At 74.8% G+C, this 24,799-nt stretch carries 18 protein-coding genes; 11 read left to right on the top strand and 7 right to left on the bottom strand.

Annotated features, from left to right (window positions below; genetic code table 11):
• Positions 1–844, bottom strand: an 844-nt coding sequence (locus G011_RS0113950; protein WP_019609017.1) for a nucleotide disphospho-sugar-binding domain-containing protein, incomplete at its 3' end; no start/stop codon positions are given.
• A 205-nt stretch (positions 845–1,049) separates the two neighbouring features.
• On the opposite strand from G011_RS0113950, the gene G011_RS0113945 reads away from it, so the two are divergent.
• Positions 1,050–2,303: an activator-dependent family glycosyltransferase gene (locus tag G011_RS0113945; protein WP_019609016.1), complete on the top strand. Its 1,254-nt coding sequence runs from the start codon at positions 1,050–1,052 to the stop codon at positions 2,301–2,303.
• Positions 2,304–2,321: 18 nt separating this feature from the next.
• Here the strand turns inward: G011_RS0113945 and G011_RS0113940 are convergent, their stop codons facing one another.
• Positions 2,322–3,317: a Gfo/Idh/MocA family protein gene (locus G011_RS0113940; RefSeq protein WP_019609015.1), complete on the bottom strand. Its 996-nt coding sequence runs from the start codon at positions 3,315–3,317 to the stop codon at positions 2,322–2,324.
• Between the two features lie 279 nt (positions 3,318–3,596).
• On the opposite strand from G011_RS0113940, the gene rfbH reads away from it, so the two are divergent.
• From rfbH to G011_RS0113910, 6 genes are all read left to right on the top strand, one after another.
• Positions 3,597–4,919: a lipopolysaccharide biosynthesis protein RfbH gene (gene rfbH, locus G011_RS0113935; protein WP_019609014.1), complete on the top strand. Its 1,323-nt coding sequence runs from the start codon at positions 3,597–3,599 to the stop codon at positions 4,917–4,919.
• Between the two features lie 451 nt (positions 4,920–5,370).
• On the top strand, positions 5,371–5,550 hold the full coding sequence (locus G011_RS0113930) for a hypothetical protein (RefSeq protein ID WP_013155689.1): 180 nt from the start codon (positions 5,371–5,373) through the stop codon (positions 5,548–5,550).
• A 214-nt stretch (positions 5,551–5,764) separates the two neighbouring features.
• Positions 5,765–6,793, top strand: a complete 1,029-nt coding sequence (locus tag G011_RS0113925) for an LLM class flavin-dependent oxidoreductase (protein ID WP_019609013.1) — start codon at positions 5,765–5,767, stop codon at positions 6,791–6,793.
• The gene (locus G011_RS0113920; protein WP_019609012.1) at positions 6,790–9,753 is read left to right on the top strand and encodes a lantibiotic dehydratase; all 2,964 of its coding nucleotides are present in this window, start codon (positions 6,790–6,792) and stop codon (positions 9,751–9,753) included. The genes G011_RS0113925 and G011_RS0113920 overlap by 4 nt, the downstream gene beginning before the upstream one ends.
• On the top strand, positions 9,750–10,907 hold the full coding sequence (locus tag G011_RS0113915) for a lanthionine synthetase C family protein (protein ID WP_019609011.1): 1,158 nt from the start codon (positions 9,750–9,752) through the stop codon (positions 10,905–10,907). The genes G011_RS0113920 and G011_RS0113915 overlap by 4 nt, the downstream gene beginning before the upstream one ends.
• Positions 10,907–14,563 carry an ABC transporter ATP-binding protein gene (locus G011_RS0113910; RefSeq protein WP_019609010.1) on the top strand — a complete coding sequence of 1,219 codons (3,657 nt, stop codon included), beginning with the start codon at positions 10,907–10,909 and terminating at the stop codon, positions 14,561–14,563. Before G011_RS0113915 ends, G011_RS0113910 begins: the two co-directional genes overlap by 1 nt.
• 163 nt (positions 14,564–14,726) lie before the next feature.
• Here G011_RS0113910 and G011_RS0113905 read toward each other — a convergent pair whose 3' ends face one another.
• A complete protein-coding gene (locus tag G011_RS0113905; RefSeq protein ID WP_019609009.1) occupies positions 14,727–15,452 on the bottom strand; it encodes a class I SAM-dependent methyltransferase in 726 nt (241 codons plus the stop codon).
• Between the two features lie 305 nt (positions 15,453–15,757).
• Here G011_RS0113905 and G011_RS0113900 point away from each other — a divergent pair, with 305 nt between their 5' ends.
• The 3 genes from G011_RS0113900 (at position 15,758) to G011_RS0113890 (ending at position 19,004) form a co-directional block, all read left to right on the top strand.
• Positions 15,758–16,699 (top strand): DUF6895 family protein, encoded by a 942-nt coding sequence (locus G011_RS0113900; protein ID WP_019609008.1) that lies wholly within the window; start codon positions 15,758–15,760, stop codon positions 16,697–16,699.
• A 31-nt stretch (positions 16,700–16,730) separates the two neighbouring features.
• On the top strand, positions 16,731–17,939 hold the full coding sequence (locus tag G011_RS0113895) for a cytochrome P450 (RefSeq protein WP_019609007.1): 1,209 nt from the start codon (positions 16,731–16,733) through the stop codon (positions 17,937–17,939).
• 342 nt (positions 17,940–18,281) lie between these two features.
• The gene (locus G011_RS0113890) at positions 18,282–19,004 is read left to right on the top strand and encodes a response regulator transcription factor (protein WP_036552697.1); all 723 of its coding nucleotides are present in this window, start codon (positions 18,282–18,284) and stop codon (positions 19,002–19,004) included.
• Positions 19,005–19,101: 97 nt separating this feature from the next.
• Here the strand turns inward: G011_RS0113890 and G011_RS0113885 are convergent, their stop codons facing one another.
• The 3 genes from G011_RS0113885 to G011_RS0113875 all read right to left on the bottom strand — a co-directional run bounded on the left by G011_RS0113885 (position 19,102) and on the right by G011_RS0113875 (position 22,112).
• Positions 19,102–19,881 carry a TetR/AcrR family transcriptional regulator gene (locus tag G011_RS0113885; RefSeq protein ID WP_019609005.1) on the bottom strand — a complete coding sequence of 260 codons (780 nt, stop codon included), beginning with the start codon at positions 19,879–19,881 and terminating at the stop codon, positions 19,102–19,104.
• Between the two features lie 345 nt (positions 19,882–20,226).
• On the bottom strand, positions 20,227–21,051 hold the full coding sequence (locus G011_RS0113880) for an NAD(P)H-binding protein (RefSeq protein WP_019609004.1): 825 nt from the start codon (positions 21,049–21,051) through the stop codon (positions 20,227–20,229).
• A gap of 443 nt (positions 21,052–21,494) precedes the next feature.
• Positions 21,495–22,112, bottom strand: coding sequence for a TetR/AcrR family transcriptional regulator (locus G011_RS0113875; RefSeq protein ID WP_019609003.1), 618 nt, complete (start codon positions 22,110–22,112; stop codon positions 21,495–21,497).
• 154 nt (positions 22,113–22,266) lie between these two features.
• On the opposite strand from G011_RS0113875, the gene G011_RS0113870 reads away from it, so the two are divergent.
• Positions 22,267–23,877 (top strand): ABC-F family ATP-binding cassette domain-containing protein, encoded by a 1,611-nt coding sequence (locus G011_RS0113870; protein ID WP_019609002.1) that lies wholly within the window; start codon positions 22,267–22,269, stop codon positions 23,875–23,877.
• Between the two features lie 109 nt (positions 23,878–23,986).
• Here the strand turns inward: G011_RS0113870 and G011_RS0113865 are convergent, their stop codons facing one another.
• The gene (locus G011_RS0113865) at positions 23,987–24,550 is read right to left on the bottom strand and encodes a DNA-3-methyladenine glycosylase I (RefSeq protein ID WP_019609001.1); all 564 of its coding nucleotides are present in this window, start codon (positions 24,548–24,550) and stop codon (positions 23,987–23,989) included.
• Positions 24,551–24,799: the final 249 nt, after the last annotated feature.

Below are 24,799 nucleotides of genomic sequence, written 5' to 3'. Positions count from 1 at the left end.
CCAGCTCGGCCAGACCCTCCAGGACCGTGGCCACGTCCACCCCGAACCTGCCCAGCCACGCCGCCGTGCTGGTGCCCAGGCACAGGGCCACCCGGGGGCGGGTGGGGGGTGTGCGCAGCCAGTCGGGGACGACCGCGCGTCCGTTGTAGGGCACGTAGCGCACCGGCAGGTAGTCCAGGTGCGCGGGCGTGTCCACCCGCAGGGACGCGGGGATTTGCTCGACGGTGGCCTGGCCGTGGACCAGGGTCTCGGAGAAGTCCACCCCGTACCGGGCCGCTCTGGCTCCCAACCACGCGGCCAGGGGGTCCTCCCGCTGTGAGGCGGGCTGCTCGCCCATCCGCGCCAGGAAACGCGCGCGTGTGGGGGCGAAGATGTCGGCGCCCCAGGGGTAGCGCACGTGCGCGGCCCCGCACGCCTCCGCGGCGATCGCCGCGGAGAAGGTGATGGGCTCCCACACGACCAGGTCGGGGCGCCACTCCCGGCAGAAGGCGACCAGGTCGTCGACCATGGGGTCGTTGACCATCCGCCACCACCAGGTGACGACCTGCCGGTACTCCTCCAGGGTCTCCTCCCAGGAGCCCTCCGGCCCGCCCCGGCCGTACACGGAGAAGAGGGGGACGCCTCCCCGCATCCCGTCGAAGGAGGACCGGGCGGTGAGATGGCGCCAGAACCCGTGGTCGCGCCCCACCGCGACGAACGGCACGCCCGTCTCCCGCACCACGGGCTCCAGCGCGGGCTGGCTGGCCACCCGCACCTCGTGCCCGGCGGCGCGCAGCGCCCACGCCAGGGGCACCAGGCTCAGGAAGTTCGTCTTCTCGGCGAGGGACGCCACGACGACGCGCACGGTCGCTCTCCTGGGGGTCGTTGGTCGGTGGGGGCACCGAGGTGTGGAGGGCGCGGAGCGGGGGCCGCTCCGCGGAAGCGCCATGTCTACCAGCTCCGGGCGAGGGGGCGGAGGCGGCGCGTGCGCGGTCCGGCGCCGACCGGGGTTGGACGGGCCGACGCGTCCTCCCCTAGTCTTCCGACGCGTTTCGAGGAGGGGACGGGACATGCGTGTGCTCTTGGCCGCGGCCGCGGAGAAGCCGCACTTCCTCGGCATGGTCCCGTTGGCGTGGGCGCTGCGCGCCGCGGGCCACGAGGTGCGGGTGGCCAGCCAGCCCGCGCTGGAGCCCGTCGCGGCGGGGGCGGGCCTGCCCTTCACCGCGGTCGGCAGGGACCACGCCTTCTGGCGCACGATGAAGGCCTTCGACCTCCACGACACCCTCGACGACGTCCCGCTGTTCGGCCGCGTCACCGACCCCTACGAGCGGGTTCCCTGGGAGTACCTGCTGGAGGGCTACCGCCGTGTGGTGCCGTGGTGGTGGCGGATGGTCAACGACCCCATGGTCGACGACCTGGTCGCCCTCTGCCGCGAGTGGCGCCCCGAGCTGGTGGTCTGGGGTTCGGTGAGCTTCTCCGGGGCGATCGCCGCGGAGGCGTGCGGGGCCGCGCACGTGCGCTACCTGTGGGGGGCCGACATCTTCGCCCGCACCCGCGCGCGTTTCCTGGCGCGGATGGGCGAGCAGCCCGCCTCACAGCGGGAGGACCCCCTGGCCGCGTGGTTGGGAGCCAGAGCGGCCCGGTACGGGGTGGACTTCTCCGAGACCCTGGTCCACGGCCAGGCCACCGTCGAGCAAATCCCCGCGTCCCTGCGGGTGGACACGCCCGCGCACCTGGACTACCTGCCGGTGCGCTACGTGCCCTACAACGGACGCGCGGTCGTCCCCGACTGGCTGCGCACACCCCCCACCCGCCCCCGGGTCTGCGTCACCCTGGGCACCACCCTCATGGGTCAGGACCGGGGCGGGGACGTGTTCCGGGACCTCCTGGAGGGTCTGGCCGAGCTGGACGTGGAGGTCGTGGCCACCCTGCCCGCCAGTGAGCAGGAGAAGCTGGGCACCGTCCCGGGCAACGCCCGCCTGGTCGAGTACGTGCCCCTGCACGCCCTGGCCCCCACCTGCGCCGCCATGGTCGACCACGGGGGATGGGGGACCGTGCTCACGGGACTGGACGCGGGCGTGCCGCAGGTCATCGTCCCCAGCTGGTTCGACGATCCGATGCTCGCCGACATGCTCGCCGCGCGGGACGCGGCTGTCTCCGTCCCCCACCGGACCATGACCGCCGGGGACGTCAGCACGGCGGTCTCCCGGCTTCTGGAGGACCCCGCCCTGGCCAGGGGCACCGCGCGCGTGCGCGACGCGATGCGCGCGATGCCCTCGCCGTCCGACCTCGCCGACGCGCTCGTCCGCCGGGCGAGGGGCTGACACCCGGCGCGCACGCGCTCAGACCGGGGAGTGGGCGGCGGCCTCGCGGACGCGTTCGACCAGGCCGGCGAGGGCCAGGACCGGCGCCGTGTCCACGGCCGCCCGCCCCCGCACACCGTCCGCGAACGCCGTCAACAGGTTGCGGAACTGGTGGTCGGCCTCCAGGGACAGGTTCTCGGTCCCCTCGTCCGTGCGCAGCTCCGGGGTGGGGCGCAGCGTCTCGGGCGGTGTGAAGGCCCGGTCCAGCCGCAGGGCCCCCTTCTCCCCCCAGACGGTGTAGGTGTTGCGGTAGTGCATCCCGAAGCCGAACCCGAGCTGCACCGCCACCCCGCCCGGACCCGAGAGCAGCACCGAACCCCGCACGTCCACCCCCGTGTCCGGCGCGTGGTCCAGGAAGGCGCCGCGCACGCGGAGGTCGTCACCCAACAGGAACTGGGCCAGGCCCAGCGGGTACACGCCCACGTCGAGCAGCGCGCCGCCGCCCAGCGCCGGGTCGTGCCTGATGTCCCCCGGCGCACGCGCCGGCACGCCGAACTCGCACATCAGCGCGCGCGTGCGCCCCACCGCACCGCGTTCCAGCAGCCGCCTCAGCTCGTGGTGCTGGGAGTGGTGCCGGAAGGCGAAGTTCTCCATGACGGTCAGACCGCGCCGACCGGCCTCGGCGACCAGTTCGGCCGAGGTCCGCTCACCGACGGTCAGGGGCTTCTCGGACAGGACGTGGAGCCCGGCCTCCAGGGCCCGGCCCACCCATTCGTGCCGCAGCCCCACCGGGAGCGGCATGTACACGGCGTCCAGGTCCGGACGCGCGAGCAGGTCGGCGTAGCCGGTGACGGCCTCGCAGCCGAAGCGCTCGGCGAACCCGCGCGCCTTGGCGGGGTCGCGGCTGGCCACGGCGACGAGCTCCACCGAGGGCGTCACCGCCACGGCGGGCAGAACGCGCCTCCAGGCGATGTCGGCGCAGCCGACCAGTCCGAGCCGTACCGGCGCTCCCGTACCCCCGAGCGTCGAGGACACACGACCTCCCTCGTGTCGACCGCTGCCGAGACACCGGTGGCGGCGGCAGCCGGCCACGGACTCGGCGCGGCCATACTGCCAGAGCCGCGGCGTGCGGGGGCGCCGCCGTCCCCGCCAGGAGGGGGACCCCCTCCTGGCGGGGGTGGTGCCGCGCGGCGCTTCCCCTATTCTTTCGGCGCTGTACCCGGGCCCGGAGGCCGGGAGGGTCCGGTGTCCGCGGAAGCGGTCGGAGGGGTCCGCTCCCGTCCGGGCCGCGAGCCCAGGAGGGAAGTACCACGTATGGCGACGAGTGACGAGGCGGCGGCGGTTCTCGATGCGGTCCGTGAGCACCACCGGTCCACCCGCACCGAACGCGAGTTCGTTCCGGGTGTGACGGAGATCTGGCCCTCCGGGGCGGTCCTGGACGAGGAGGACAGGGTGGCCCTGGTCGCGGCCGCCCTCGACATGCGCATCGCGGCGGGCCCCAGCGCGCGCCGCTTCGAGTCCGCGTTCGCCCGCAGGCTCGGAAGGCGCAAGGCCCACCTCACGAACTCCGGCTCCTCGGCCAACCTGCTCGCGCTGTCCTCCCTGACCTCGTACCTGCTGGAGGACCAGCGGCTGCGCCCCGGCGACGAGGTCGTCACGGTCGCCGCCGGGTTCCCGACGACCGTCAACCCGATCCTCCAGAACGGGCTCGTACCCGTGTTCGTGGACATCGAGCTGCGCACGTACAACACCACGGTCGAGAGGGTGGAACGGGCCATCGGCCCCCGTACCCGGGCGATCATGATCGCCCACGCGCTGGGCAACCCGTTCGAGGCGCGGGAGATGGCGCGCCTGGCCGAGGAGCGCGACCTGTTCCTGATCGAGGACAACTGCGACGCCGTGGGCTCCCTCTACGACGGTCAGGTGACGGGCTCCTTCGGCGACCTGTCGACGGTCAGCTTCTACCCGGCGCACCACCTCACCATGGGCGAGGGCGGCTGCGTGCTCACGTCCAACCTCATGCTGGCCCGTGTGGTGGAGTCCATGCGCGACTGGGGGCGGGACTGCTGGTGCGAGCCCGGTGAGAGCGACACCTGCCGCAAGCGCTTCAGCTACCAGCTCGGGACCCTGCCCCCCGGCTACGACCACAAGTACACGTTCTCCCACGTGGGCTACAACCTGAAGGGGACCGACCTCCAGGCGGCGCTCGGGCTGAGCCAGCTCGACAAGCTCGACTCCTTCGGCGAGGCCCGGCGCCGCAACTGGCGCCGGATGCGGGAGGGCCTGGACGGGCTTCCGGGCCTGATCCTGCCGGAGGCCACGCCCAACAGCGATCCGAGCTGGTTCGGCTTCGTGGTCACCGTGGACCCCGGGGCGCCGTTCGACCGGGCCGAGCTGGTCCACTTCCTGGAGTCCCGGCGGATCGGCACCCGCCTGCTCTTCGCGGGCAACCTGACCCGGCACCCCGCCTACCTGGACCGGCCGCACCGCGTGTCCGGAGACCTGGACAACAGCGACATCGCCACGGAGCGGACCTTCTGGACCGGGGTCTACCCCGGGCTCACGGACGAGATGATCGACTACGTGGTCTCCTCGGTCACCGAGTTCGTCAAGGAACGGCACAAGGGAGCTTTCTGACGCGGTGTCGGGCACCCCGGCCGCCGTCTGGGCGGCCGGGGTTTCCCCTTTTTCGGGGTATTCGCATGGCTTTTTGCTGTTATCCGGGGCTTTGGTCTTGGGTCGGCGCGGCTCCTCCCCGGGGCGGAGACACGGGGAGGTGCGGCCCCGGCCACGGGCGACCGCGCCGCAGTCGTCGTGTCGGGTGGGTCAGGGAGAAACGCAGGTGGAAGCGGGTCCGTTTCCCGGAACGCGGGCATTCGCTCCCCTCCTTCGGGCGGGTACCTCCTTTGCGCGACCCCCCACCCCGGGGGCGGGGGGTCGTCCTGCGGAAGGCCGTGAATCCGTCCTGAAGGAGGAAGGGAAAATGGTCCGCGTGAATGAAGACCGCTGCGCGGCCGGAGCCTAATGTGTATTTCACACCAGGCGTTACCGACAAAACGGTCGCCATGAGTTGAGAAAGGCATTCCCCATGGCCACTTCCGCCAGCAGCCGCCCCGAGATCAACCTCGACGTCGACGCCGAGACCTTCGAGACCCCGGGCTCGGGCCAGTCCGTCGAGAACAGCGGCGCCGAGGCCCCCGGCCCGATCACCTTCGGCACCACCTGCTGGGGCACCCCCTGCCCGAGCGCCAACACCATCTCCTGCTAGGGGGTGGACCCGCAGTCCCCACAGAGGCCGTGGGCGGCGTTCGGCCGTCCGTAACGGTGGAACCCCGTCCCTGATCCACTGCGGCCCGGCACGACCACGCCCGGGGCGGCGGTCGCCCGGCGACCGCCGCCCCGCGGCACATCCACAGGTGTTTTCCGTACCTTCCGCGAGCGCGGCGCCGCGGGCGCGGACCCGGCCGAGGAGGCAGTCCCCCATGCACGACGACACAGCGCAGGACCGCGAGGAGACGCCGCTGGACGCCGCGCCGCCGCTGGGCCTGCTGGAGTACCTCGACCTGACCGAGGGCCGACCCGTCCGGGACAAGCGCGACACCGCCTTCGCCTCGGCCCTGCTCGCCGAGCGGCTGGGCTACAGCCGCGTCTGGCTGCCCGAGCACCACGCCTCCGGCGTGCCCAGCACCAACCCGCTGCTGCTGGCCGCCGTCCTGGGCAGCCACACCCGGCGCGTGCGCGTGGGCACCGCCGTCACGCTGTCCAGGATCCGCGACCCCCACCTGACCGCCGAGGACGTCGCCGCCGCCGCGCACTTCTGCCCCGACCGCCTCGACGTCGGGTTCGGCCGGGGCGACGTGAGCGGGGGAGCCGCCGAGGACCTGGCCCACCTGCGCGAGCGCGGTGAGGACGTCGGCGCCGTCATCGACGCGACCGTCGCCCTCCTGCGCGGGGGCGCGGAGTGGATCGACCCGGTGGACACCGGGTTCCAGCTCTGGTCGCACGGCGCCGGGAACCGCTCCGCCGAGATCGCGGCCAGGACCGGCACCCACTACTGCCACGCCCTGTTCTTCAACACCGACGTGGACGCCTGCGTCAGCACGCTCAGGGCCTACCGGGCGGCCCACCCCGGCGGGCGCACGGCCGTGGCCCTGGCCCTGGTCGCCAACGACGACCCCGCCACGGCGCGCGCCGACAGCCTGCGCCAGGGCGTGCGGGTCAACTGCGCGGGCACGGCCGACCAGTGCGCCGAAGCGGTCCACCGCGTCCTGGCCATCACCGGCGCCGACGAGGCGGTCATAACCGAGCTGTCCAGCGACCCCGAGGACCACCTGCGCGCCGTGGAGGAGGTCTTCGCCGCCGTGCGCCGCCGCGCGGCCTCCCCCGTCGGGGCCGCGGCTCCTCCAGTCGGAACCGTCTCCGCCGGGAACGCCGTACCCACCGGCGATACCGCGCACGCCGACCGGTCCGTCCCCTCCGCGACCGCCGCCACGGGGAGCGGTGCCCGGTGAGCGGGCCGGACTTCGGCCTGGTCCGCGTCCCCCTGCTCAGCGTCGAGGAGTCCGCCCGCATGGTCGCCGCGGGCGACGTCCACGACCCCGTCGCCGCCATGGCCGTCGACCTGGCCGCCGACCCCCACCTGCGCACCGCGTCCGCGTCCGAGGAGCGCGCCCGCGCCACCCTGCTGCGCTACCTCGCGCGCATGGGCGGGCGCGCCACCCCCTACGGGCTGTTCGCCGGAACCGCGCCGCTGTCGGTCGGGGACCGCCGCGACCTGGAGGCCGACCGGCGCGACCGGCACCGCGTGCGGGTACGCGTGGACGTGCGCGCCCTGGAGGAGACGGTCGCCGACGCCCTCGCCGACGCCGACCCCGACCACGTCCCCCTGCGGCTCAACCCCCTGGCCGGCGTCGGCCCCTCCGCCGTGCGCTTCGCCGCTCCGGGCGACGCCACCGCGGCCGTGGTGAGCGTTCGGCGCACCGAGGCCATCGACACCGCCCTGGAGGTCCTCGGCGGCGCCGAGATGAGCGCCGCCGACCTCGCCGAAGCGCTCTCCGAGCGGCTGCCCGGCGTGGAGCCCGACCGCCTGCGCGCCTTCGTGCGCGGACTGCGGGACAGGGGCCTGCTCCAGCCCTCCGACGGCCTGATCGCCCCCGGTGACGAGCCCGCCGACCGGGCCGTGCGCCTCCTGGACGCCGTCGGCGACCGCGACCGGGCCGCCGCCGTGCGCGTCCTGCTGGCCGACGCCGCCGGGGAGCACCCCTTCGAGCCGGGGCTGCGCGATCGTCTCGACACCGCCTGGGACCGAGCCGCCGACCACGCGCCCGCCCTGGCCCGGACCAGGTACGCCGAACGCTTCGACCTGCACCCCGAACTCGCCATGCGCGCCGCCAGCCTGGACCGGCGCACCGTCGCCGACCTGCGCTCCGCCGTGCGCCGCCTCGCCGCCCTCTCCTCCCCCGGCGGCGGCCCCGGCTTCGACATGGCCTCCTTCCGCGCCGCCTTCGCCCAGCGCTTCGAGGACGCCGAGGTGCCGCTGCTGAGCGCGCTGGACCTGGAGTCGGGCGTGCTGCGGCCCGCCCAGCGCGGCGCCTCCGAACTCGCCGCCAGGGCGGGCCTGCGCGCCGGTTCCCGCCCCGGCGAACCCACCGTCAACCCCGAGCTGCTCGACCTGCTCGGACGCTGGACCGCCGACGGCGGCCACCTCGACGGCGGCTCCGTGGACATCGCCCACCTGCCCGAGTCCGACACCGACGGCTCCCGCGCGCTGCTGGCCGTCCTGCTCGGCGACGCCGACCCCTCCTCCCACGACGGACCGCACAGCATGCTCGTCGGCGGGGTCGGCCGCGCCCCCCACGCCCTGGTGGCCCGGTTCGGCCTCCACCGCCCCGCCGTCGCCGACCGCGTCCGGGAGCAGGTCGACCGCGCTCGCGGACGGCACGGCGCCGCGGACCCCGCGCGGAACCCCCTCCACGCCGAACTCGTCTACCACCCGGGCGGACGCATCGGCAACGTCCTGGTGCGCCCCCGCCTGCTGGACGAGACCATCGCCCTGACCGGAGCCCACGCGGGCACCCTGCACCTGGACCGGCTGCTCCTGCGCCTGTGCCCGGACGGCTTCCGGCTGCGCGACGCCCGCACCGGCCGACCCGTCCTCGTGGAGCTCAACACCGCCCACAACGTCGACTTCCACGGCCTGGACCCGGTCTACGCGGTGCTGGGCCACCTGGCCACGTCCGGGGGAGCGGGCTGGTCGTGGGGCCCGCTGGCCCGTCTGCCCCACCTGCCCCGCGTCACCTGCGGCCGGGTCGTGGTCACCCCCGAGCGCTGGCTGCTGCGCCCCGGGGACGTCGCCGCGGTCCTGTCCGCGCCCTCCCCGGCCGCCGCACTGCGCGACCGCCTGCCCGGCCTGGGCGGGCGCACCTGGGTGGGCACCGGCGAGTACGACCACGTGCTCCCCGTGGACCTGCGCGAGGACGCCTCGGTGCGCGCCGCCCTGGCGCGCGCCGGCGACCGCGACACCGCCTTCGTGGAGATGCCCCAGGCCGAGGCGCCCGCCGTGCGCGGCCCCGGCGGGGGCCACGTCGCCGAGGTGGTCGTGCCCACCGGACCCGTCCTGCGCGAGCCGCCCGGCACCGGCGCGGGGACGGCCGTCCTGGACCGCGGACACGGCCGGGCCTGGATCTACGCGCGCCTGTACTGCGGACACGCCACCGCCGACCAGGTGGTGGCGCGTGCCCACCGGCTCTCCTCGGACCTGCGCGCCGCCGGTGAGGCCGACCAGTGGTTCTTCCTCCGCTACCAGGACGGGGACGGCTACCACGTGCGGGTGCGGGTCCGCCCGTCCGAACCCGCAGCGCGGCCCGGCGTGCTGACCGCCGTGGACGCCCTCGGAGCCCGGCTGGCCGCCGAGGGCCTGGTCAGCAGGGTCGTCCTGGACGAGTACGTGCCCGAGGTGGCGCGCTACGGCGGCACCGAGGGCCTGCGGGCGGCCGAGGGGCTGTTCACCGCCTCCAGCGACCGCGTCGCCGCCGCGCTGCCGGAGCTGGCCGACGAGTCCGCCCGCCTCTACCGGGCGGTCGCCGACGTCACCCACTGGTGCACCGAGCTGTTCGCCGCCTTCGACGAGCGCGAGGAGTTCCTGCGGGCGTGCCAGGGCGGCCTGGACGTGGCCCCCACCCGCGAGGGCAACCGCCTCGGCAAGTTCGCCCGCACGCACGAGGCCGCCCTGCGCGCCCACGTGGAGGGGGTCCGCCCCGACGAGGACGTGGCCAAGGCCCTGGGCGCGCTGGCCGCCGCGCTGGCGCCCGGGACCGGGACCCGCGGCCGGTGGTCGGTGTTCGGGTCGGCGCTGCACCTGCACCTGAACCGGACCTTCGCCTTCGACGCGGTGCGCATGGAGTACCTGGCGCACGAACTCGCCCGGCGCCACCTGCGCCGTCTGCACGCACTGGAGGGCAGGAAACGATGAACGACGCGGACACACTGGACCTGGCGCGACGGTTCCTGGACGACATGGACGCCCAGGTGCGCGAGAACCCCACGTTCCCGCTGCTGCTGGACCAGGCCGTGGCCCGGATGGAGTTCGCCCGCGCCCTCGGCGAGGACCACGGCGCGGAGGACGCCTTCCACGAGGCGATGGGCCTGCTGCGCTCCGGCGGGGGCACCGGCCCCTGGCTCTACCGGGGCGCCGCCCAGGCCGGGTGGACCGCGCTCCGGCTCGCCCGGGAGCGCGGCACCGAGCCGTCCGGACTGGGCGCCGTGGACGACGCCGTCCTGCGGTGGATCGCCGACTACCCCGCCGAGGGCGAGGTCGACCTGCCCATGGGCGTGCTGGGCCTGGGCGCCTACGCCCTGGCCCACCCCGACGCCGGGTTCCGCGACAAGGCCACCTCCGGCGTCCTGGACGTGGTCGAGGAGCGCGCCGAACGCGACGGCGACGGCCTGTTCCTGCGCCTGGGCGACTCCCCGGCGCGCCGCGCCGACCAGTCCGCGGGCTGCCGGGTGCTCGGCGCCGCCCACGGCACCGCCGGACTGGTGTCCTACCTCGCCTCGGCCGCCGGGACGGCCGCCGCCCCGCGCGCACGCCCGCTGCTCGACGACTCCGTGCGCTGGCTGCGCGCCCAGCGCGGCGACTTCTCCCACGCCGTCTTCCCGCACCGCGTCGAGACGCGCTACACGCCCGCCCGCGCCACCTGGTGCTCGGGGGACCCCGGCATCGCCCTGGCGCTGACCGCGGCCGCCGGTGTCACCGGGGACCCGCGCGACGCCGACCTGGCCCGCGCCACCGCTTCGGCGGTCGCCACCCGGCCCGAGCGGGACTGCGGGATCACGGACGGGTGCGTGTGCCACGGCGCCGCCGGACTGGTCTGGTTCGGTCGCCGCGCCCACGACGACCACGGCCTGCCCGAGGGGCTGGAGTGCGTCCGGCGCTGGACCGGCTGGCTCGCCGAGCGGCGCGCCGAAGGGCCGCTGACCTACTTCAACCCCGCCGGGATGATCCGCGACGCCTCCTTCCTTGAAGGGGACGCGGGCGTGGCCCTGGCGCTGCTGTACGCGGCCACCGGGGCGCGGCCCGCGTGGGAGCAGCTCGTCCTGGCGCGCCCCGTCACACCGGAGGTCTGATGCCCGGCTCCCCGCCGACCGAAGCGCCCGCCGCCCGGGGCCGCCACTGGGTCCTGCGGCTGCTGTCCGCCTGCCGCCGCCGCCCGGGGCTGGCCGCGGGGGTGGCCGCGGCGGCCGTCCTGGGGACCGGGCTGACCGCGCTGGCGCCGCTGGCCGCCCAGATCGCCGTGGACGACGCGGTCCAGGGGCGCACGGACCGGATCGGCGTGCTCGCCCTCGCCCTGCTGGGAGCCGCCGCGCTCCAGTTCGCCGGGGCGTTCGCCCGCCAGTTCCTGTCCGGCAAGCTGGCCCTGGGCGTCCAGCACGACCTGCGCACGGCCGTGTTCGACTCGGTCCAGCGGCTCGACGGCGGCAAACAGGACACCCTGCGCACCGGCCAGGTGATGTCGCGCGCGGGCACCGACCTGCAACTGGTCCAGGGGCTGCTGGCCACCGCGCCGCAGGCCCTGGGCGGCTTGGTGCTCATCGTGTTCGCCTTCTCCGCGATGCTGTGGCTCTCCCCCGTGCTCACCGTCGTGGCCGCGGCCGTCGTGGTCTCCTTCGTCGTGGTGACGGCGCGCGTGAGCAGGCGCATGCCGCCCGCGACCATGGCCGTGCAGCGCCGCACCGCCGAGATCGCCCAGCACGTCGAGGAGACCGTGACCGGCGTCCGCGTCGTCAAGGCCTTCGGGCAGGAGGAGCGCGAGACCCGGCGCCTGGCCGACCTCGCCGCCCGCCTGTTCGGCGAGCGCATGCGGGTGGCCCGCATGCAGGCGGCCCCCAGCGCCACCCTCGGCGTGCTGCCCTACCTCGGCCAGGCCGCGGTGCTGGTGGCGGGCGCGTGGCTGGTCGCGCGCGGCGAGGTGTCCCTGGGCGCCCTCGTCGCCTTCTCCGGGTACATGGTCACCCTCACCGCGCCGTCGGCGTCCCTGTCCAACCTGGTCATGAGCGCCCAGCTCGTGCGGCCCGCGGCCCTGCGCGTGTTCGACCTCGCCGACTCCCGCCCCGACGTCACCGACGCGCCCGACGCCGCCGACGTGCCCGAGGGGCCGGTCGGCGTGGAGCTGGACGGCGTGCGCTTCGGCTACACCCGCGACTCCACCGTGCTCGACGGGCTGTCCCTGAGCGTGCGCCCGGGCGAGACCCTGGCGCTGGTCGGCCCCTCCGGGTCGGGCAAGTCCACCGTCTCGCTGCTGCTGCCCCGCTTCTACGACACCACCGGCGGCGCCGTGCGGATCGGCCCTCCCGGCGGCGCGGTGGACGTGCGCTCGCTGCGCCTGCGCTCGCTGCGCGCCGCGGTCGGCGTGGCCTTCGAGGAGCCGTTCCTGTTCTCCGGTTCGGTCGCCGACAACATCGCGTACGGACGCCCGCACGCCACCCGCGAGCAGGTCCGCGCGGCGGCCCGCGCCGCCGGGGCCGACGGCTTCGTCCGCGCGCTTCCCCACGGCTACGACACCCCCGTGGGCGAGCGCGGCCTGACCCTGTCCGGCGGCCAGCGCCAGCGCGTGGCCCTGGCCCGCACGCTCCTGGGCGACCCCCGCGTCCTGGTGCTGGACGACGCCACCTCGGCCGTGGACGCCGCCACCGAGGCCGCCATGGTCGCCACGCTCGCCGACGTCACCGCCGACCGCACCGTCCTGCTCGTGGCCCACCGCAGGTCCACCCTCGCCCTCGCCGACCGGATCGCGGTGCTCGACGGCGGCCGGGTGGTGGACGTGGGCACCGAGGCGGAACTGACCCGGCGCTGCCCGCTCTTCGCGCGACTGTGCGCCGGGGACGGGGGCGGAGTGGAGGAACCCGCCCCGGCCCCGGAGGGCGGCGGTTCCTCCCTGTGGCCCGAACCCGTGCCGGAGGCGACCGACCCCGACGAGGCCGCGCTGCCCGCCGCCGACGACCGCCCCGCCGAGCGCCTGGACCGCACGCCGCCGGAGGAGCCCGGAGCGCGCTTCGGCGTCCGCCGGGTGCTGGCCCCCGTCCGGGCCCTGCTGGCGCTCGCCGTCCTGCTGGTCCTGGCCGACGCCCTGGCCACCACCGCCCTGCCCGTCGTGCTGCGCTGGGGCCTGGACCGGGGCGTCGCCCCCGGCGACGCGGGCGTGGTCGCGGCCGTGGGCGCGGCGGCCCTGGCCCTGGTGGCGGTCAACTGGTGGGTCCTGGCCCTCCAGCCCCGCGTGGTCACCCGGACCGGGGAGAGCGCCCTGTACGCCCTGCGCCTGCGCGTCTTCCGGCACCTGCACCGGCTCGGCGTGGACTTCCACGAGCGCGAGCGCGGCGGCGGGACCATGACACGCATGACCACCGACGTCACCGCGCTGTCCACGTTCGTGGAGAGCGGGCTGACCATCGTCGTGGTCAACGGCGCCACCGTGCTGGGGATGGTCGTGGCGATGCTGGTGCTGGACCCGGGCCTGGCCCTGGTCGCCCTGGCGGTCCTGCCGGTGCTGCTCGCCGCGACCCTGTACTTCCGCCGCTGCGTGTCGCTGGCCTACCACCTGTCCCGGGAGCGGATCGGGGAGGTCAACGCCGACCTCCAGGAACAGGTGGCGGGGGCCCGCGAGTCCCAGGCGGCCGGGGCCGAGGACGGCGCGAGCGAGCGCTTCGCCGCCCTGTCCGACCGCTACCGCAGGACCCGGCTGACCGCCCAGCGCCACATCGCCCTGTACTTCCCGTTCGTCACCCTGCTCGGGGACGTGTCCACCGCCGCCGTGCTCGGGGCGGGCGCGTACCGGGTGGCGGAGGGCACCCTGTCGGTGGGCGTCCTGACCGCGTTCCTGCTCTACCTGGGGATGTTCTACGCCCCGTTCCAGCAGCTGTCGGTGGTCTTCGACAGCTACCAGCAGGCGCGCGTGGGCGTGGACCGCATCGGCGGACTGCTGCGTACGCCGCCCACCGCCGCGGCCTCCCGGCGCGCGGTCCCCGCACCGGTCCGGCGGGGCGGCGGCCGGGTGCGCCTGGAGGGGGTCGGCTTCACCTACCCCGGCGCGGGCGGGCCCGCCCTGGCCGACGTCACCCTGTCCGCCGACCCGGGCGAGACCGTGGCGCTGGTCGGCGAGACCGGCGCCGGGAAGTCCACCGTGGTCAGACTCATCGCCCGCTTCCACGACCCCGACCGGGGCGCGGTCCTGGTGGACGGGTCGGACGTGCGCGACCTCGACCCGGCCGAGCACCGGCGCAGACTCGGGGTGGTCCCCCAGGAGCCCCACCTGTTCACCGGGACCGTCGCCGACAACGTGCGCTACGGACGCCCCGGGGCCGGCGACCGCGAGGTGGAGGAGGCCGTGCGCGCGGTCGGCGCCCTGGACGCCGTGGCGGCCCTGCCCCGGGGGCTGCGCCATCCGGTCGGCGAGCGCGGGCGCGGCTTGTCCACCGGGCAGCGCCAGCTCGTCGCGCTGGCGCGGGCGCGGCTGGTGGACCCCGACGTGCTGCTGCTGGACGAGCCCTCCGCGGGGCTGGACCCGGGCACCGAGCGCGCCGTGCTGACGGCGATGGAACGCCTGTCCCGGGGGAGGACGACCTTCGTGGTCACCCACAGCCTGGCGACGGCCGCCCGCGCGGACCGGATCGCGGTGCTCGATGGCGGGCGGGTCGTCGAGACGGGCACGCACGCGGAGCTGTCGGCGTCGGGGGGCGCCTACGCCCGGTTGTGGCGGAGCAGCGGGGCGGGGCCCGTGCCGGTCTGAGACCGGGCCCCGCCCGGCGCGGATGTTCCGCCGTCCCGTGGTGTCACCGGCGGGCGCGGCTCCGGGGTCCCGACCGGCGAGGGCCCCGTCCCCTGGCGGCGCTGTGGGCGCTGCCCCGGGGCCCCGGCCCGGCGCGGACGCCCCGTGTCCCGGCGCGGGAGCCTCAGCTCCCGGCCCGGGAGCCCCGGTGCTCCGGCATCCGGAAGTAGATCATCGGGTTGTCCGTGCTGGTGCGCACGGGCTCGCCCAGCCCCAGGTCCTCCCGCAGCTCCAGGAGGGCGGTGTAGGGCGCGGGGGCCTTCTTGCGGGAGGGGGTGAAGAAGTCCGTGCCGTTCTCGCGCAGCCACGACAGCACCACGGCGCCCTCGGTGAAGGGCAGGGCGCGCTTGCCGTGGAAGACGTCGTGGACGCTGACCGGCGTTCCCGGGGCCACGCGCGGGAACAGCGCCTCCAGGTACCACCTGGCGAACCGGCCGTTGTGCGCGGCGTCCACGAACAGGTACCCGATCCCCTCGGGGACCTGGGACATGTTCTCGCGGATGTCGCCCTTGTGGAACTCCCACCGCCCCAGGGACAGCTCGGAGGGCACGTTCGCCACCACGTTGTCCACGATGTCGAAGGAGTGCAGCGTCCCCCCGCCGTTGTCGCGCAGCGCGGACAGGATCCACGTGGTGGACCAGCCGTGGAAGGTCCCCAGCTCCATCACCGTGTCCGGCCGCGTCTCGCGCAGCAGCAGGTAGGTGATCTCCGCCTCCAGGTCGTCCAGCTGCGGCGTCATCCGCCCGCGCGTGCGGCGGAGGAACTCGCGCTGCGCGTCCCGGACCTTCGCCAGGGGGTCCCGGTACCTGCGGTACAGGTCCCCGATCAGCGCCAGGTCGATGTCTCCCATACCGTCCCCACTCCAGTGTCGCTCGATGGTCGCTCTCCGTGAACGCGGGCTTCAACTTACCCGTGACCCGGGGCCTCACACCGCTTCGCGACGCCCTTCCCGGCGCGATTCCCGGACATTCTCGCGCATCCTCCTCCCCAGGTAGGAGGCTCCGTCGTCCGGACGGCTCCGGCCGGTCCGCAGGAGGGGCGCGTATTTCCTCCTCCGGACCGAAGCGCCGTGAGCAGGGCCGACCTAGGGTCGGGAGCGTCGGCAGGGAAGAGGGGACCGCCGGGACCCGCCCGGCACGCGACGGGGGAGGACCGATGGCCGCCACCGGCGGGAGGGGCACGACGGCCCGGACGGACGCGAGCACCGCCTCCGGCGTCCTGGACGCGGCCCTGGCCTGGCTCACCGACCACGCGGAGTGGTTCGGGCCGCGCTGGGACGACCACTTCCCGCCGCGCGACTTCGCCGGGGCCACCGTCATGGAGCTGCTCATGCTCTGCCGCCTCCTGCGCCGGACGGATCCGGCCCCGCCCGGAGCCGCGGAACTGGAGCGCGCCGCCGCGGAACTGGCCCGGGACGCGGTCGCCGCGACCGCCCCCGGCGGGGACGCACGGAACCTGCCCTACCGGCTGTGGACGGCGGCGCTGCTCGCCGACCTGGGCCGTCCGGCGGACGGGCCCCTCGCCGACGCGCGGGCCCTGGCCGAGCGGCGGCCCCCGCGGCCCCCCGGGGCCGGGGCCTCGCCGGTCCTGGCCCTGGAACTGCGCCACATCCTCGACCTGGCCGGGCTCGCCGCCCCCGCGGACCTGCCCGGCACCGCGCCGCTCTACGACGCCTGCGTGGCCGAGCACGCGGGCGGCACCGGCGAGTACGACGCCTACGGGGTCACCCACGCCGTCCTGTACGCCACCGACTTCGGGACCCGGCCGCTGCCGGGGGACACCGCGCGCATGGGGCGTGTGCTCGACGGCCTGCTGCGCGCCTACCTGGACGAGGACCACCTGGACCTGACCGCCGAACTGCTCCTGTGCGCGCGGATTGTCCGAGGAGGGCCTTTCGTGCTGGAGCGGCGGGCCTGGGACCGGCTGGCCCGGGCCCAGCGCCCCGACGGCTCCCTGCCCGGTCCGCCCTTCGACGCCGGGGTCCTGGCCGGGCGCACGGGGGAGCGGGCCACCGCCTACGTCTTCCGCACCTGCTACCACACGACCCTGGTCACCGCGATGGCCGCCGCACATGCCGGGGCGTCCGCGCGCCCGTGAGCGCGGGCCCCGCGACGAGAGGAGCACGTCCATGGCCGACGCCCCGACACCGTCGGCGTGCCCCGTGAGCCTGCCCACCGCACGCGAGCACGCCCTGGACCCGCCGCCCCGCTTCGCCGAACTGCGCGAGAGGTCGCCGATCACCCGGCTGGCCCTGCCCGACGGGACGCGGGGGTGGCTCGTGACCGACTACGAGCTGGCCTGCGACGTCCTGGTGGACCAGCGCTTCAGCGCGCGGCAGGACATCCGCGTCCCGCCGCCGGGGCAGGACCCGGCGCCTCCCGCGGCGCCCGGCTTCTTCGTGCGGATGGACGCGCCCGAGCACACCCGCTACCGCAGGCGCCTGGCCGGGCAGTTCACCCGGCGGCGGATGCTCCTGCTGGAGTCGCGCATCGGGGAGATCGCCGAGGAGCACGTGGAGCGCATGCTCTCGGCGGGCGCGCCCGCGGACCTGGTGACCGACTACGCCCTGCCCGTGCCGTCACTGGTCATCTGCGAGCTGCTCGGCGTGCCCTACGGGGAGCGCGAGCGGTTCCAGCGCGACACGGCGGTCGCCTTCGACGTGGGACAGCCCCGGGAGCGGGTCTCGGCGGCGCTCGCCGACCTCAACGCCTTCCTGGCCGACCTGGTGCGCCGCAAGCGCCGCGAACCGGGGGAGGACCTGCTCAGCGGGTTGCTGGACGCCCCGGACCTGACGGACGAGGAGGTCGCGGCGATGGCCTTCCTGCTGCTGGTCGCCGGGCACGAGACGACGGCGAGCATGCTCGCCCTGGGCGCGTTCGCCCTGCTCACCCACCCCGGGCCGTGGCGCGGGGCGCTCACCGGCACCGACCCGAAGCCGATGGCGCGGCTGGTGGACGAGCTGCTGCGCTATCTGACGATCATGCAGTTCGGGGCGATGCGGGTGGCCCGCGAGGACCTGGAGGTGCGCGGGGAGCGCGTCCGGGCGGGGGAGGCGGTCGTGGTCTCCCTGTCCGCCGCCAACCGCGACCCGCGGGCCTTCCCCGGTCCCGACGTGCTCGACCCGGGGCGGGAGCGCCCCATGCACCTGGCCTTCGGCCTGGGCGCCCACCACTGCCTGGGCCACCAGCTGGCCCGGACGGAGCTGCGGCTGGGGTACGGCACGCTGTTCCGGCGGATACCGGACCTGCGCCTGGCCGTCCCGCCGCACAGCGTTCGTATGCGCGACAGCTCCGCGGTCTACGGGGTGCACTCCCTTCCGGTCGCCTGGGGCGAGTGAGGAGCCGGGCTTTAGGGACGGGATTCCAAAAAGAGGGGAATTCCCCGTCCGATACCCACGGCGATCTCCTATGGAAAAGGAAATGGTTACGGGTTGAAGCCGCCGGGAACGGCGGGGCCTGCTTGGACGCGATTGTCCGCAGGGCGGGGAAATGAGGATCCCGGCGCAATGCTCGGACCTAGGTGATCGGCGAACACGGGCCGTGACCGGTTTTTTCGGGTTTATTCTCCGATGGCCACATGCGGCCACGGGCGAAGGGTTTGTCCGTAGGGGATCGGGGATTTAAGGACGGCTGGCTTCTTTCCAATGGACAACCCCGGGTTCCCCCGCCCCCGCAACCCGGTGGTTTCGCACGAAAAGGGGACAGGTCCACTGATTACCCGCGTACTGATTATCGGTGACCAGGACGTAGTGAGGCTGGGACTGTGTACGGCCTTCGAAGCGACGCAAGACATCAAGGTGGTCGGAACGACCGGCGACCTGCGAGTGGCGGTGGCCAGGGCGCGGCAGCTCCGTCCCGACGTGGCCGTCGTCGACATGGCGGCGCTGGGGGAGAGGGGGAACGAGGTGGTCCGCGAGCTCTCGGAGCTGGACGACCCCCGCGTTCGCGTCCTCGCCCTGGCGGTGCCCAGTGACAGGGACAACCTCGTCAGCTGCCTGCGGGCCGGCGCCTGCGGCTACATCCTCACCGGAAGCGACATGTCCGTCATCACCGACGCCGTGCGCTCACTCCGGGAGGGGCACACCGTGCTCGACCCGGCCGTGGTCGGCACGGTCGTGGAGGAGTTCGTCCGCTACGAGGCGGCGGTGTGCGTCGGGGCGGACGACCCGGACTCGTGCTGGAAGGAGCAGTTCACCGACCGGGAGAAGGACGTGGTCGCGCTGGTCGCCACCGGTGCCAGCAACGCCGAGATCGCCGGGGTCCTCGGCCTGTCCGAGACGACCATCAAGTCACACGTGTCCAGCGTCCTCGCCAAGAGGGGGCTGCGCAACCGCGTCCAGCTGGTGGTCTGGGCCTTCCGGAGCGGGCTCGTCCCGGTCCGGGGCAGGGACGCGGTGCTCTAGCGGCGCCCGCCGCCGGAGGCGGGCGGAACGGCCGACCAGACGCGCGGTGCCGGCGGAGGGCCGCCGCGCGACCCCCTGACCCCGGATGCTCCGGTCCTCAGGACTCCTCGGCACCCCGGGCGGAGCGCGACTCCACCAGGACCCGGACGCCGTCCAGGACGCGTTCGAGGCCGAACGCGAACTCGTGGTCGGACGAGTAGACCGTCCTGTGCTCCCTGCCCACCGTGCTGCCCACCCGTGAGGCGAGCGGGTAGTCGCTGTCCCGTGTGAACGCCGCGAGCAGCGGGCCGTGGGTGCTCCACCACTGGCCGTCCGTCATCCCCGTGGCCCGTTCGGTCTCGCTGACCGCCGCGGCCTGGCTGGCGGCGCCCTCCGCGTAGCTGTTGACCAGGCTGACCGTGGAGTCCATCTCGACGTCGGACAGTCCCAGGCCGTCCACGGCGGACAGCTCGTACTCGTACTTGGCGATGAGGTGGGGGCCCAGGAGGCGGCCCCGCGGGGTCTGGAGCATCCAGGGGTGGCGCAGGAGCAGCCGCCAGTTCGCGTACGCGACCGCGCTCAGCCGTTCGCGCCAGTGCTCGGGACGCTCGCCGTCCGCGTACATGTCGGCGTAGGCGGCGTCGAGCATGAGGTCGACCAGCTCGCCCTTGCCGGGGACGTAGGTGTACAGGGACATGGTCCCCACGCCCAGGCGTTCGGCGACCTTGCGCATGGACAGCGCGGCGAGACCTTCGTTGTCGGCCATCTCCGAGGCCACGGCCACGATCCGGTCCACGCTCAGGTCCGGTTTGTTGCGGCGGCTGACGGGCTCCTGGGTCCGCCACAGCAGGGCGAGACTGCGCGCGGGGTCGCCGCTCTTGGTGTACTGCGTGGGCATCGGCCGTCCTGCTCTCGGTCCGGTGTCCGGCCAGTCTAGGGCGTGTTCCACGGGCGCACGCCCCGCTGCGCGGCGTCGCGGGGGAGGCCGGGGCGTCGGGAGGTTCGGGAGGGCCGGTCCGCGTCCGGCCGGGGGGAGCGCCCCGGCCGGACGCGGCGGTCCGCGGGTCGGTCCCGCGGGCGGAAGGCGTCCGCCCGAGCCGCCGGACCCGTCAAGGGCCCCGCCCGGTCAAGCCCGTGGGCGGAAGGTGCCCGCTGGGAATGTCACCGAGACCGTCGTCCCGCGGTCCGTCATGCGGGCGGAAGGCGTCCGCTGGGGGATGTCACCGAGACCGTCGTCCCGCGGTCAGGACCGCGGGCGGAAGGCGTCCGCGTTCTCCTCGACCCACTCGGCGAAGGTGCGCGCGGGCCTGCCCGTGACCCGCTCGACGGTGTCCTGGACCCTGGTGCCGACCTCGGGCGGGTCGGTGGCCAGCTGGAGGCCGAAGGCCACGTACTCCTCGTCGTGGCCCAGGGCGCGCAGCCGCTCGGCCTCCTCCTCCAGGGTGAGGCGGACCAGTCCGACCTCGCGGCCGATCCCGCGCGAGAGCACGGCCACCCGCTCCGCCGGGGTCAGCGCCTCGGGGCCGGTGAGGGGGTAGGCGCGGCCGCCGTGGCCGTCCCCGGTGAGGGCGGTGACCGCGACGGAGGCGATGTCGGCCTCGTGGACCAGGGCGCTGGGCGCGGTGCGCGCCTCGCGGACCACGCCCTCCGCGCGCACGGAGTCGGCCCATTCCAGGGTGTTGGCCATGAACTCGACCGGCTGGAGCAGGGTCCAGGCCAGGCCGCTCGCGGCCAGGGCCTCCTCCACGGGTCCCGGGTAGAAGTCGCACAGCACCGACACCCTGCGCACGCCCGCCTTCTCGGCGAGTTCGACCAGGCGCGGAGCCGAGGTGAGGGGGCTGTAGTCGTCCCCGCCGAAGGTGATCAGGTGCAGCCCCGTGACCCCTTCGAGGTGCGGGGCGAGGCCGTCCGGGTCGGTGAGGTCGCCGCCGACGACCTGCGCGCCCTCGGGCAGGCGGGCCCGGTCGGGGGAGCGGGTCAGCGCGCGCACGGGGTGTCCGGCGCCGAGCAGCTGCCCGACGACGTGGCGGCCGACGTTGCCGGTGGCTCCGGCGACGAGGAAGGTCATGGCTCTCCATCCGTCCAGTGGGGGATCCTGGTTTCCGTAAGGCGTACAGTACGTCGTACGGGAACGGTGTGCAAGAGGAGGCGCGGTGCCCAGGGGAGCAGGGGGTCCGCGGGCGGTGCCGTGCTTTCTTCCGCGTCCGGGCCGGACGCCGAGCCCGCCTCGGCGATTCCACGTCCGGACCGGGATCAGGGCATGCGGAAGGACTCCGGGCGGCTCCAAGCCCGAGGTGGGATCAGGGCATACGGAGGGCGCCCCGGGCGGCACCACATCCGGGCCGGGAGGAAGGCGCCCCGAGGCGCCCCGAGCGGCGGTGGGCTCTCGCCCGGGTTCGGCCGGGGGAACGGCAGGGTCCGGGCGGTGCGGGGTTCAGGGCATGTGGAAGGCGCCGCGGGCCGCGGCGGGCTCTCCCGTGTTCGGTCCGGGGCGCTGGGGCGGCGCCGGGTTCAGGATCTGCGGACGAAGGCGCCCCGGGCGGCGGCCTCGGCGGTGACCAGGGCGGCCAGGTCCAGGTCGGCGGACGTGACGGGTTCGCGGCTGACGAAGAGGCGGTAGTAGACCGGTGCGATCGCCGAGCGCACCACCTCCTCGGCGTCGGTGCCCTCGGGGGCCTCGCCCCGGGCGACGGCCTCGGTCACCAGGACGGCGGCGCGCGCGTGGCGGTCGGCCATGAACACGCGCAGTGCCCCGGCCACGCGCGGGGAGGCGAAGGCGGCCGCGATGGAGGCCGCGGACATCGCGCCCTCGGGGGCCTCGGTGAAGCCGTGCAGCACGGTCGTGTTGAGGGCCCGCAGGTCGGTGCGCAGGGAGCCGGTGCGCTCGGGTGTCCAGTCGCGGGTGGTGGACCACTCCAGCGCCGCGGACAGGAGTCCGTCCACCCCTCCCCAGCGGCGGTAGACGGTGGCCTTGTGCACGCCGGAGCGGGTGGCGACGCGTTCGGCGGTGAGTCCTGCGTAGCCGTGTTCGCCCAGCTCGTCGAGGGTGGCCTGGAGTACGGCGGCGGTGTTGCGCGCGGTGCGGCCGCCGGGTCTGGCGGCGCCCGGGGTTCCCGTGTCAGAGGTCATAACGCAACTCTAGTTGCATTTGCTGTCTTCGTGTGCCATGCTCCTTATCGCGACAACAGTCGCATCAAGCCCTCTCGAAGGAGGAGATCACGATGGGCCGCTTCCGCCGCACCCAGGGTCCCCGGCAGTTCTCCACCACCATCGAGAGGTCCGCATGTCTTCCGCCTTCTCCGTCGTCTGCACGGGTCTGTCCTTCGCCTGGCCCGACGGCACGCCCGTCCTGACCGGTCTGGACGCCGCCTTCGGTACCGGGCGAACCGGGCTGGTCGGCCGCAACGGCAGCGGCAAGTCCACCCTGCTCCGCCTCGTCGCGGGGCGGCTGACCCCGGCGTCGGGCACGGTGTCCGTGGACGGCGACGTCGGCTACCTGGACCAGGGACTGACCCTGGACACCGGCCGCACCGTCGCCGAACTGCTGGGCGTCGACCGGGTCCGCGCCGCGCTGCACGCCATCGAGGCGGGCGAGGCCACCGAGGCGAACTTCGCCGCCGTCGGCGAGGACTGGGACGTGGAGGAACGCGCCCTGGCCCAGCTCGAACGGTTCGGCGTCGCCCTGACGGGGGACGCCCCGCTGGACCGCCCCGTCGGCACCCTCTCCGGAGGGGAGGCCATGCTGGTCGCGCTCGCGGGGCTGGCGCTGCGCCGCCCCGCCGTCACCCTGCTGGACGAGCCCACCAACAACCTGGACCGCCGCGCCCGGGAGCGGCTCCACGACGCGGTCGCGTCCTGGCAGGGGGTGCTCGTCGTGGTCAGCCACGACCGCGAACTCCTGGAACGCGTCGACCAGATCGCCGAACTCCGGGAAGGGAGGATGCGCGTGTGGGGCGGCAACTACTCCGCCTACACCGAGCAGCTCGCCGCCGAGCAGGAGGCGGCCCGGCGCATGGTGCGCGTGGCCGAGGCCGACGTGCGCCGCGAGAAGCGCCAGCTCGTCGACGCCCAGGTCAAGCTGGCCAGGCGGGTGCGCTACGGGAAGAAGATGTACGACACCAAGCGCGAGCCCCGCGTGGTCATGAAGCAGCGCAAGCGCGACGCCCAGGTGGCGGCGGGCAAGCACCGCGTCATGCAGGAGGCCAAACTGCTCGGGGCAAGGGAGGAGCTGGGCCGGGCGGAGGACGCCGTCCGCGACGACGACGCCATCCGCGTCGCCCTGCCCGGAACCGAGGTCCCGGCCGGACACGGCGTCCTGGAGCTGGGCACCCCGGACGGCGGGCGGCTGTACCTGCGCGGGCCCGAACGGGTGGCGCTGGTCGGGCCCAACGGGTCCGGCAAGACCACCCTGCTGCGGGCCGTGGTCGGCCGGGGGCGCCACCCGCAGGCCGAGGTGGTGCACGCCGCCGACCGGATCGGCTACCTGCCGCAGCGGCTGGACGTGCTGGACGACGGCCTGAGCGTGCTCGACAACGTGCGCGCGGCGGCGCCCTCCGCCACGCCGCACCGGGTGCGGGCCGGTCTGGCCCGCTTCCTCATCCGCGGGGACCGGGTGGACCAGAGGGCGGGCGACCTCTCCGGCGGCGAGCGGTTCCGGGTGGCGCTGGCCCGGCTGCTGCTGGCGGACGAGCCTCCCCGGCTGCTGGTGCTGGACGAGCCCACCAACAGCCTCGACCTGGACAGCCAGCGGCAGCTGGCCGAGGCCCTCGCGGACTACCGGGGCGCCCTGCTGGTGGCCAGCCACGACCACGCGTTCCTGCGCGAGGTCGGGGTGGGCCGCTGGTGGCGGACCGAGCGCGGGCACGCCCCGGTGGAGGTGTCCGGGGCCGACTGACGGGGGGACGGCGGCGGGGAGCCGACGCCCCGCCGCTGCCTCGTCACCGAGCCGACGCCGAGCCGCGGCCGGGCCATGGTCGGGCCGCGGTCGGAGCGGTCGGCGGCGGTCAGGCGGGCTTGGCCGGGCAGGCGACCAGGTGGTCGTCGACCACGCCCACGGCCTGGAGGTAGGAGTAGACGATGGTGGTGCCCACGAAGGTGAAGCCGCGCTTCTTCAGGTCCCTGCTGACCCGGTCCGACAGCGGGGTGCTCACCGGGACCTCGGAGGGTTCGGTGAAGCGGTTGACCACGGGCGTTCCGTCCACCCAGCCCCACAGGTAGGCCGCGAAGGTGCCGTACTCCTCGCGCACGTCCCCGAAGGCCCGGGCGTTGCGGGGGAGCGAGGCCACCTTGAGCCGGTTGCGGATGATCCCGGCGTCCTGGAGGAGCCGGTCGGTGTCCTCCTGGCCGTACTCCGCGATCCGGTCCCGGTCGAAGCCCTCCAGGGCCCGCCGGTAGTTCTCCCGCTTGTTGAGCACGGTGGACCAGGACAGCCCGGCCTGCGCGCCCTCCAGGACGAGCATCTCGAACAGGTGCGCGTCGTCGCGGGAGGGCCTGCCCCACTCCTGGTCGTGGTAGGCCACCATCAGCTCGGAGGACCCCCGTGCCCAGGCACAGCGCTGGTCGGACATGGCAGCTCCTCGGGGCCGGCGGCGGTGGTCGCCTCCATGGTGCCGCAGGTCGGTGACAGTCCGGACGTGACCTCCGGTCGGGGTGCGTTGTGCAGGTGTCTCGCTGGTCGCGGTCCTGACCAGTAGGGCGAGTGCGCCGGTCCTGTGTGTGAAACCATGGGATGGTTCGGACTTGGTTCTATGGGTGAAATGTCTGTTTCTCGGGAAGTTGGAAATTCGGCTGCTTGCCGCTGGTAAGTTTCCAGGTCA

The sequence above is a fragment of the Nocardiopsis sp. CNS-639 genome, from assembly GCF_000381685.1.
Taxonomy (GTDB): Bacteria; Actinomycetota; Actinomycetes; order Streptosporangiales; family Streptosporangiaceae; genus Nocardiopsis; species Nocardiopsis dassonvillei.
This window is presented reverse-complemented; position numbering and strand designations above follow the sequence as displayed.

Excerpts from the sequence above, each read along its gene's own strand:
- G011_RS0113870 (WP_019609002.1), top strand. The coding sequence starts at position 22,267 with ATGTCTTCCGCCTTCTCCGTCGTCTGCACGGGTCTGTCCTTCGCCTGG.
- G011_RS0113905 (WP_019609009.1), bottom strand. The coding sequence starts at position 15,452 with ATGGGAGACATCGACCTGGCGCTGATCGGGGACCTGTACCGCAGGTAC.
- G011_RS0113895 (WP_019609007.1), top strand. The coding sequence starts at position 16,731 with ATGGCCGACGCCCCGACACCGTCGGCGTGCCCCGTGAGCCTGCCCACC.
- G011_RS0113865 (WP_019609001.1), bottom strand. The coding sequence starts at position 24,550 with ATGTCCGACCAGCGCTGTGCCTGGGCACGGGGGTCCTCCGAGCTGATG.
- G011_RS0113915 (WP_019609011.1), top strand. The coding sequence starts at position 9,750 with ATGAACGACGCGGACACACTGGACCTGGCGCGACGGTTCCTGGACGAC.
- G011_RS0113885 (WP_019609005.1), bottom strand. The coding sequence starts at position 19,881 with ATGCCCACGCAGTACACCAAGAGCGGCGACCCCGCGCGCAGTCTCGCC.
- G011_RS0113900 (WP_019609008.1), top strand. The coding sequence starts at position 15,758 with ATGGCCGCCACCGGCGGGAGGGGCACGACGGCCCGGACGGACGCGAGC.
- G011_RS0113930 (WP_013155689.1), top strand. The coding sequence starts at position 5,371 with ATGGCCACTTCCGCCAGCAGCCGCCCCGAGATCAACCTCGACGTCGAC.
- G011_RS0113945 (WP_019609016.1), top strand. The coding sequence starts at position 1,050 with ATGCGTGTGCTCTTGGCCGCGGCCGCGGAGAAGCCGCACTTCCTCGGC.
- G011_RS0113925 (WP_019609013.1), top strand. The coding sequence starts at position 5,765 with ATGCACGACGACACAGCGCAGGACCGCGAGGAGACGCCGCTGGACGCC.
- rfbH (WP_019609014.1), top strand. The coding sequence starts at position 3,597 with ATGGCGACGAGTGACGAGGCGGCGGCGGTTCTCGATGCGGTCCGTGAG.
- G011_RS0113875 (WP_019609003.1), bottom strand. The coding sequence starts at position 22,112 with ATGACCTCTGACACGGGAACCCCGGGCGCCGCCAGACCCGGCGGCCGC.
- G011_RS0113880 (WP_019609004.1), bottom strand. The coding sequence starts at position 21,051 with ATGACCTTCCTCGTCGCCGGAGCCACCGGCAACGTCGGCCGCCACGTC.
- G011_RS0113910 (WP_019609010.1), top strand. The coding sequence starts at position 10,907 with ATGCCCGGCTCCCCGCCGACCGAAGCGCCCGCCGCCCGGGGCCGCCAC.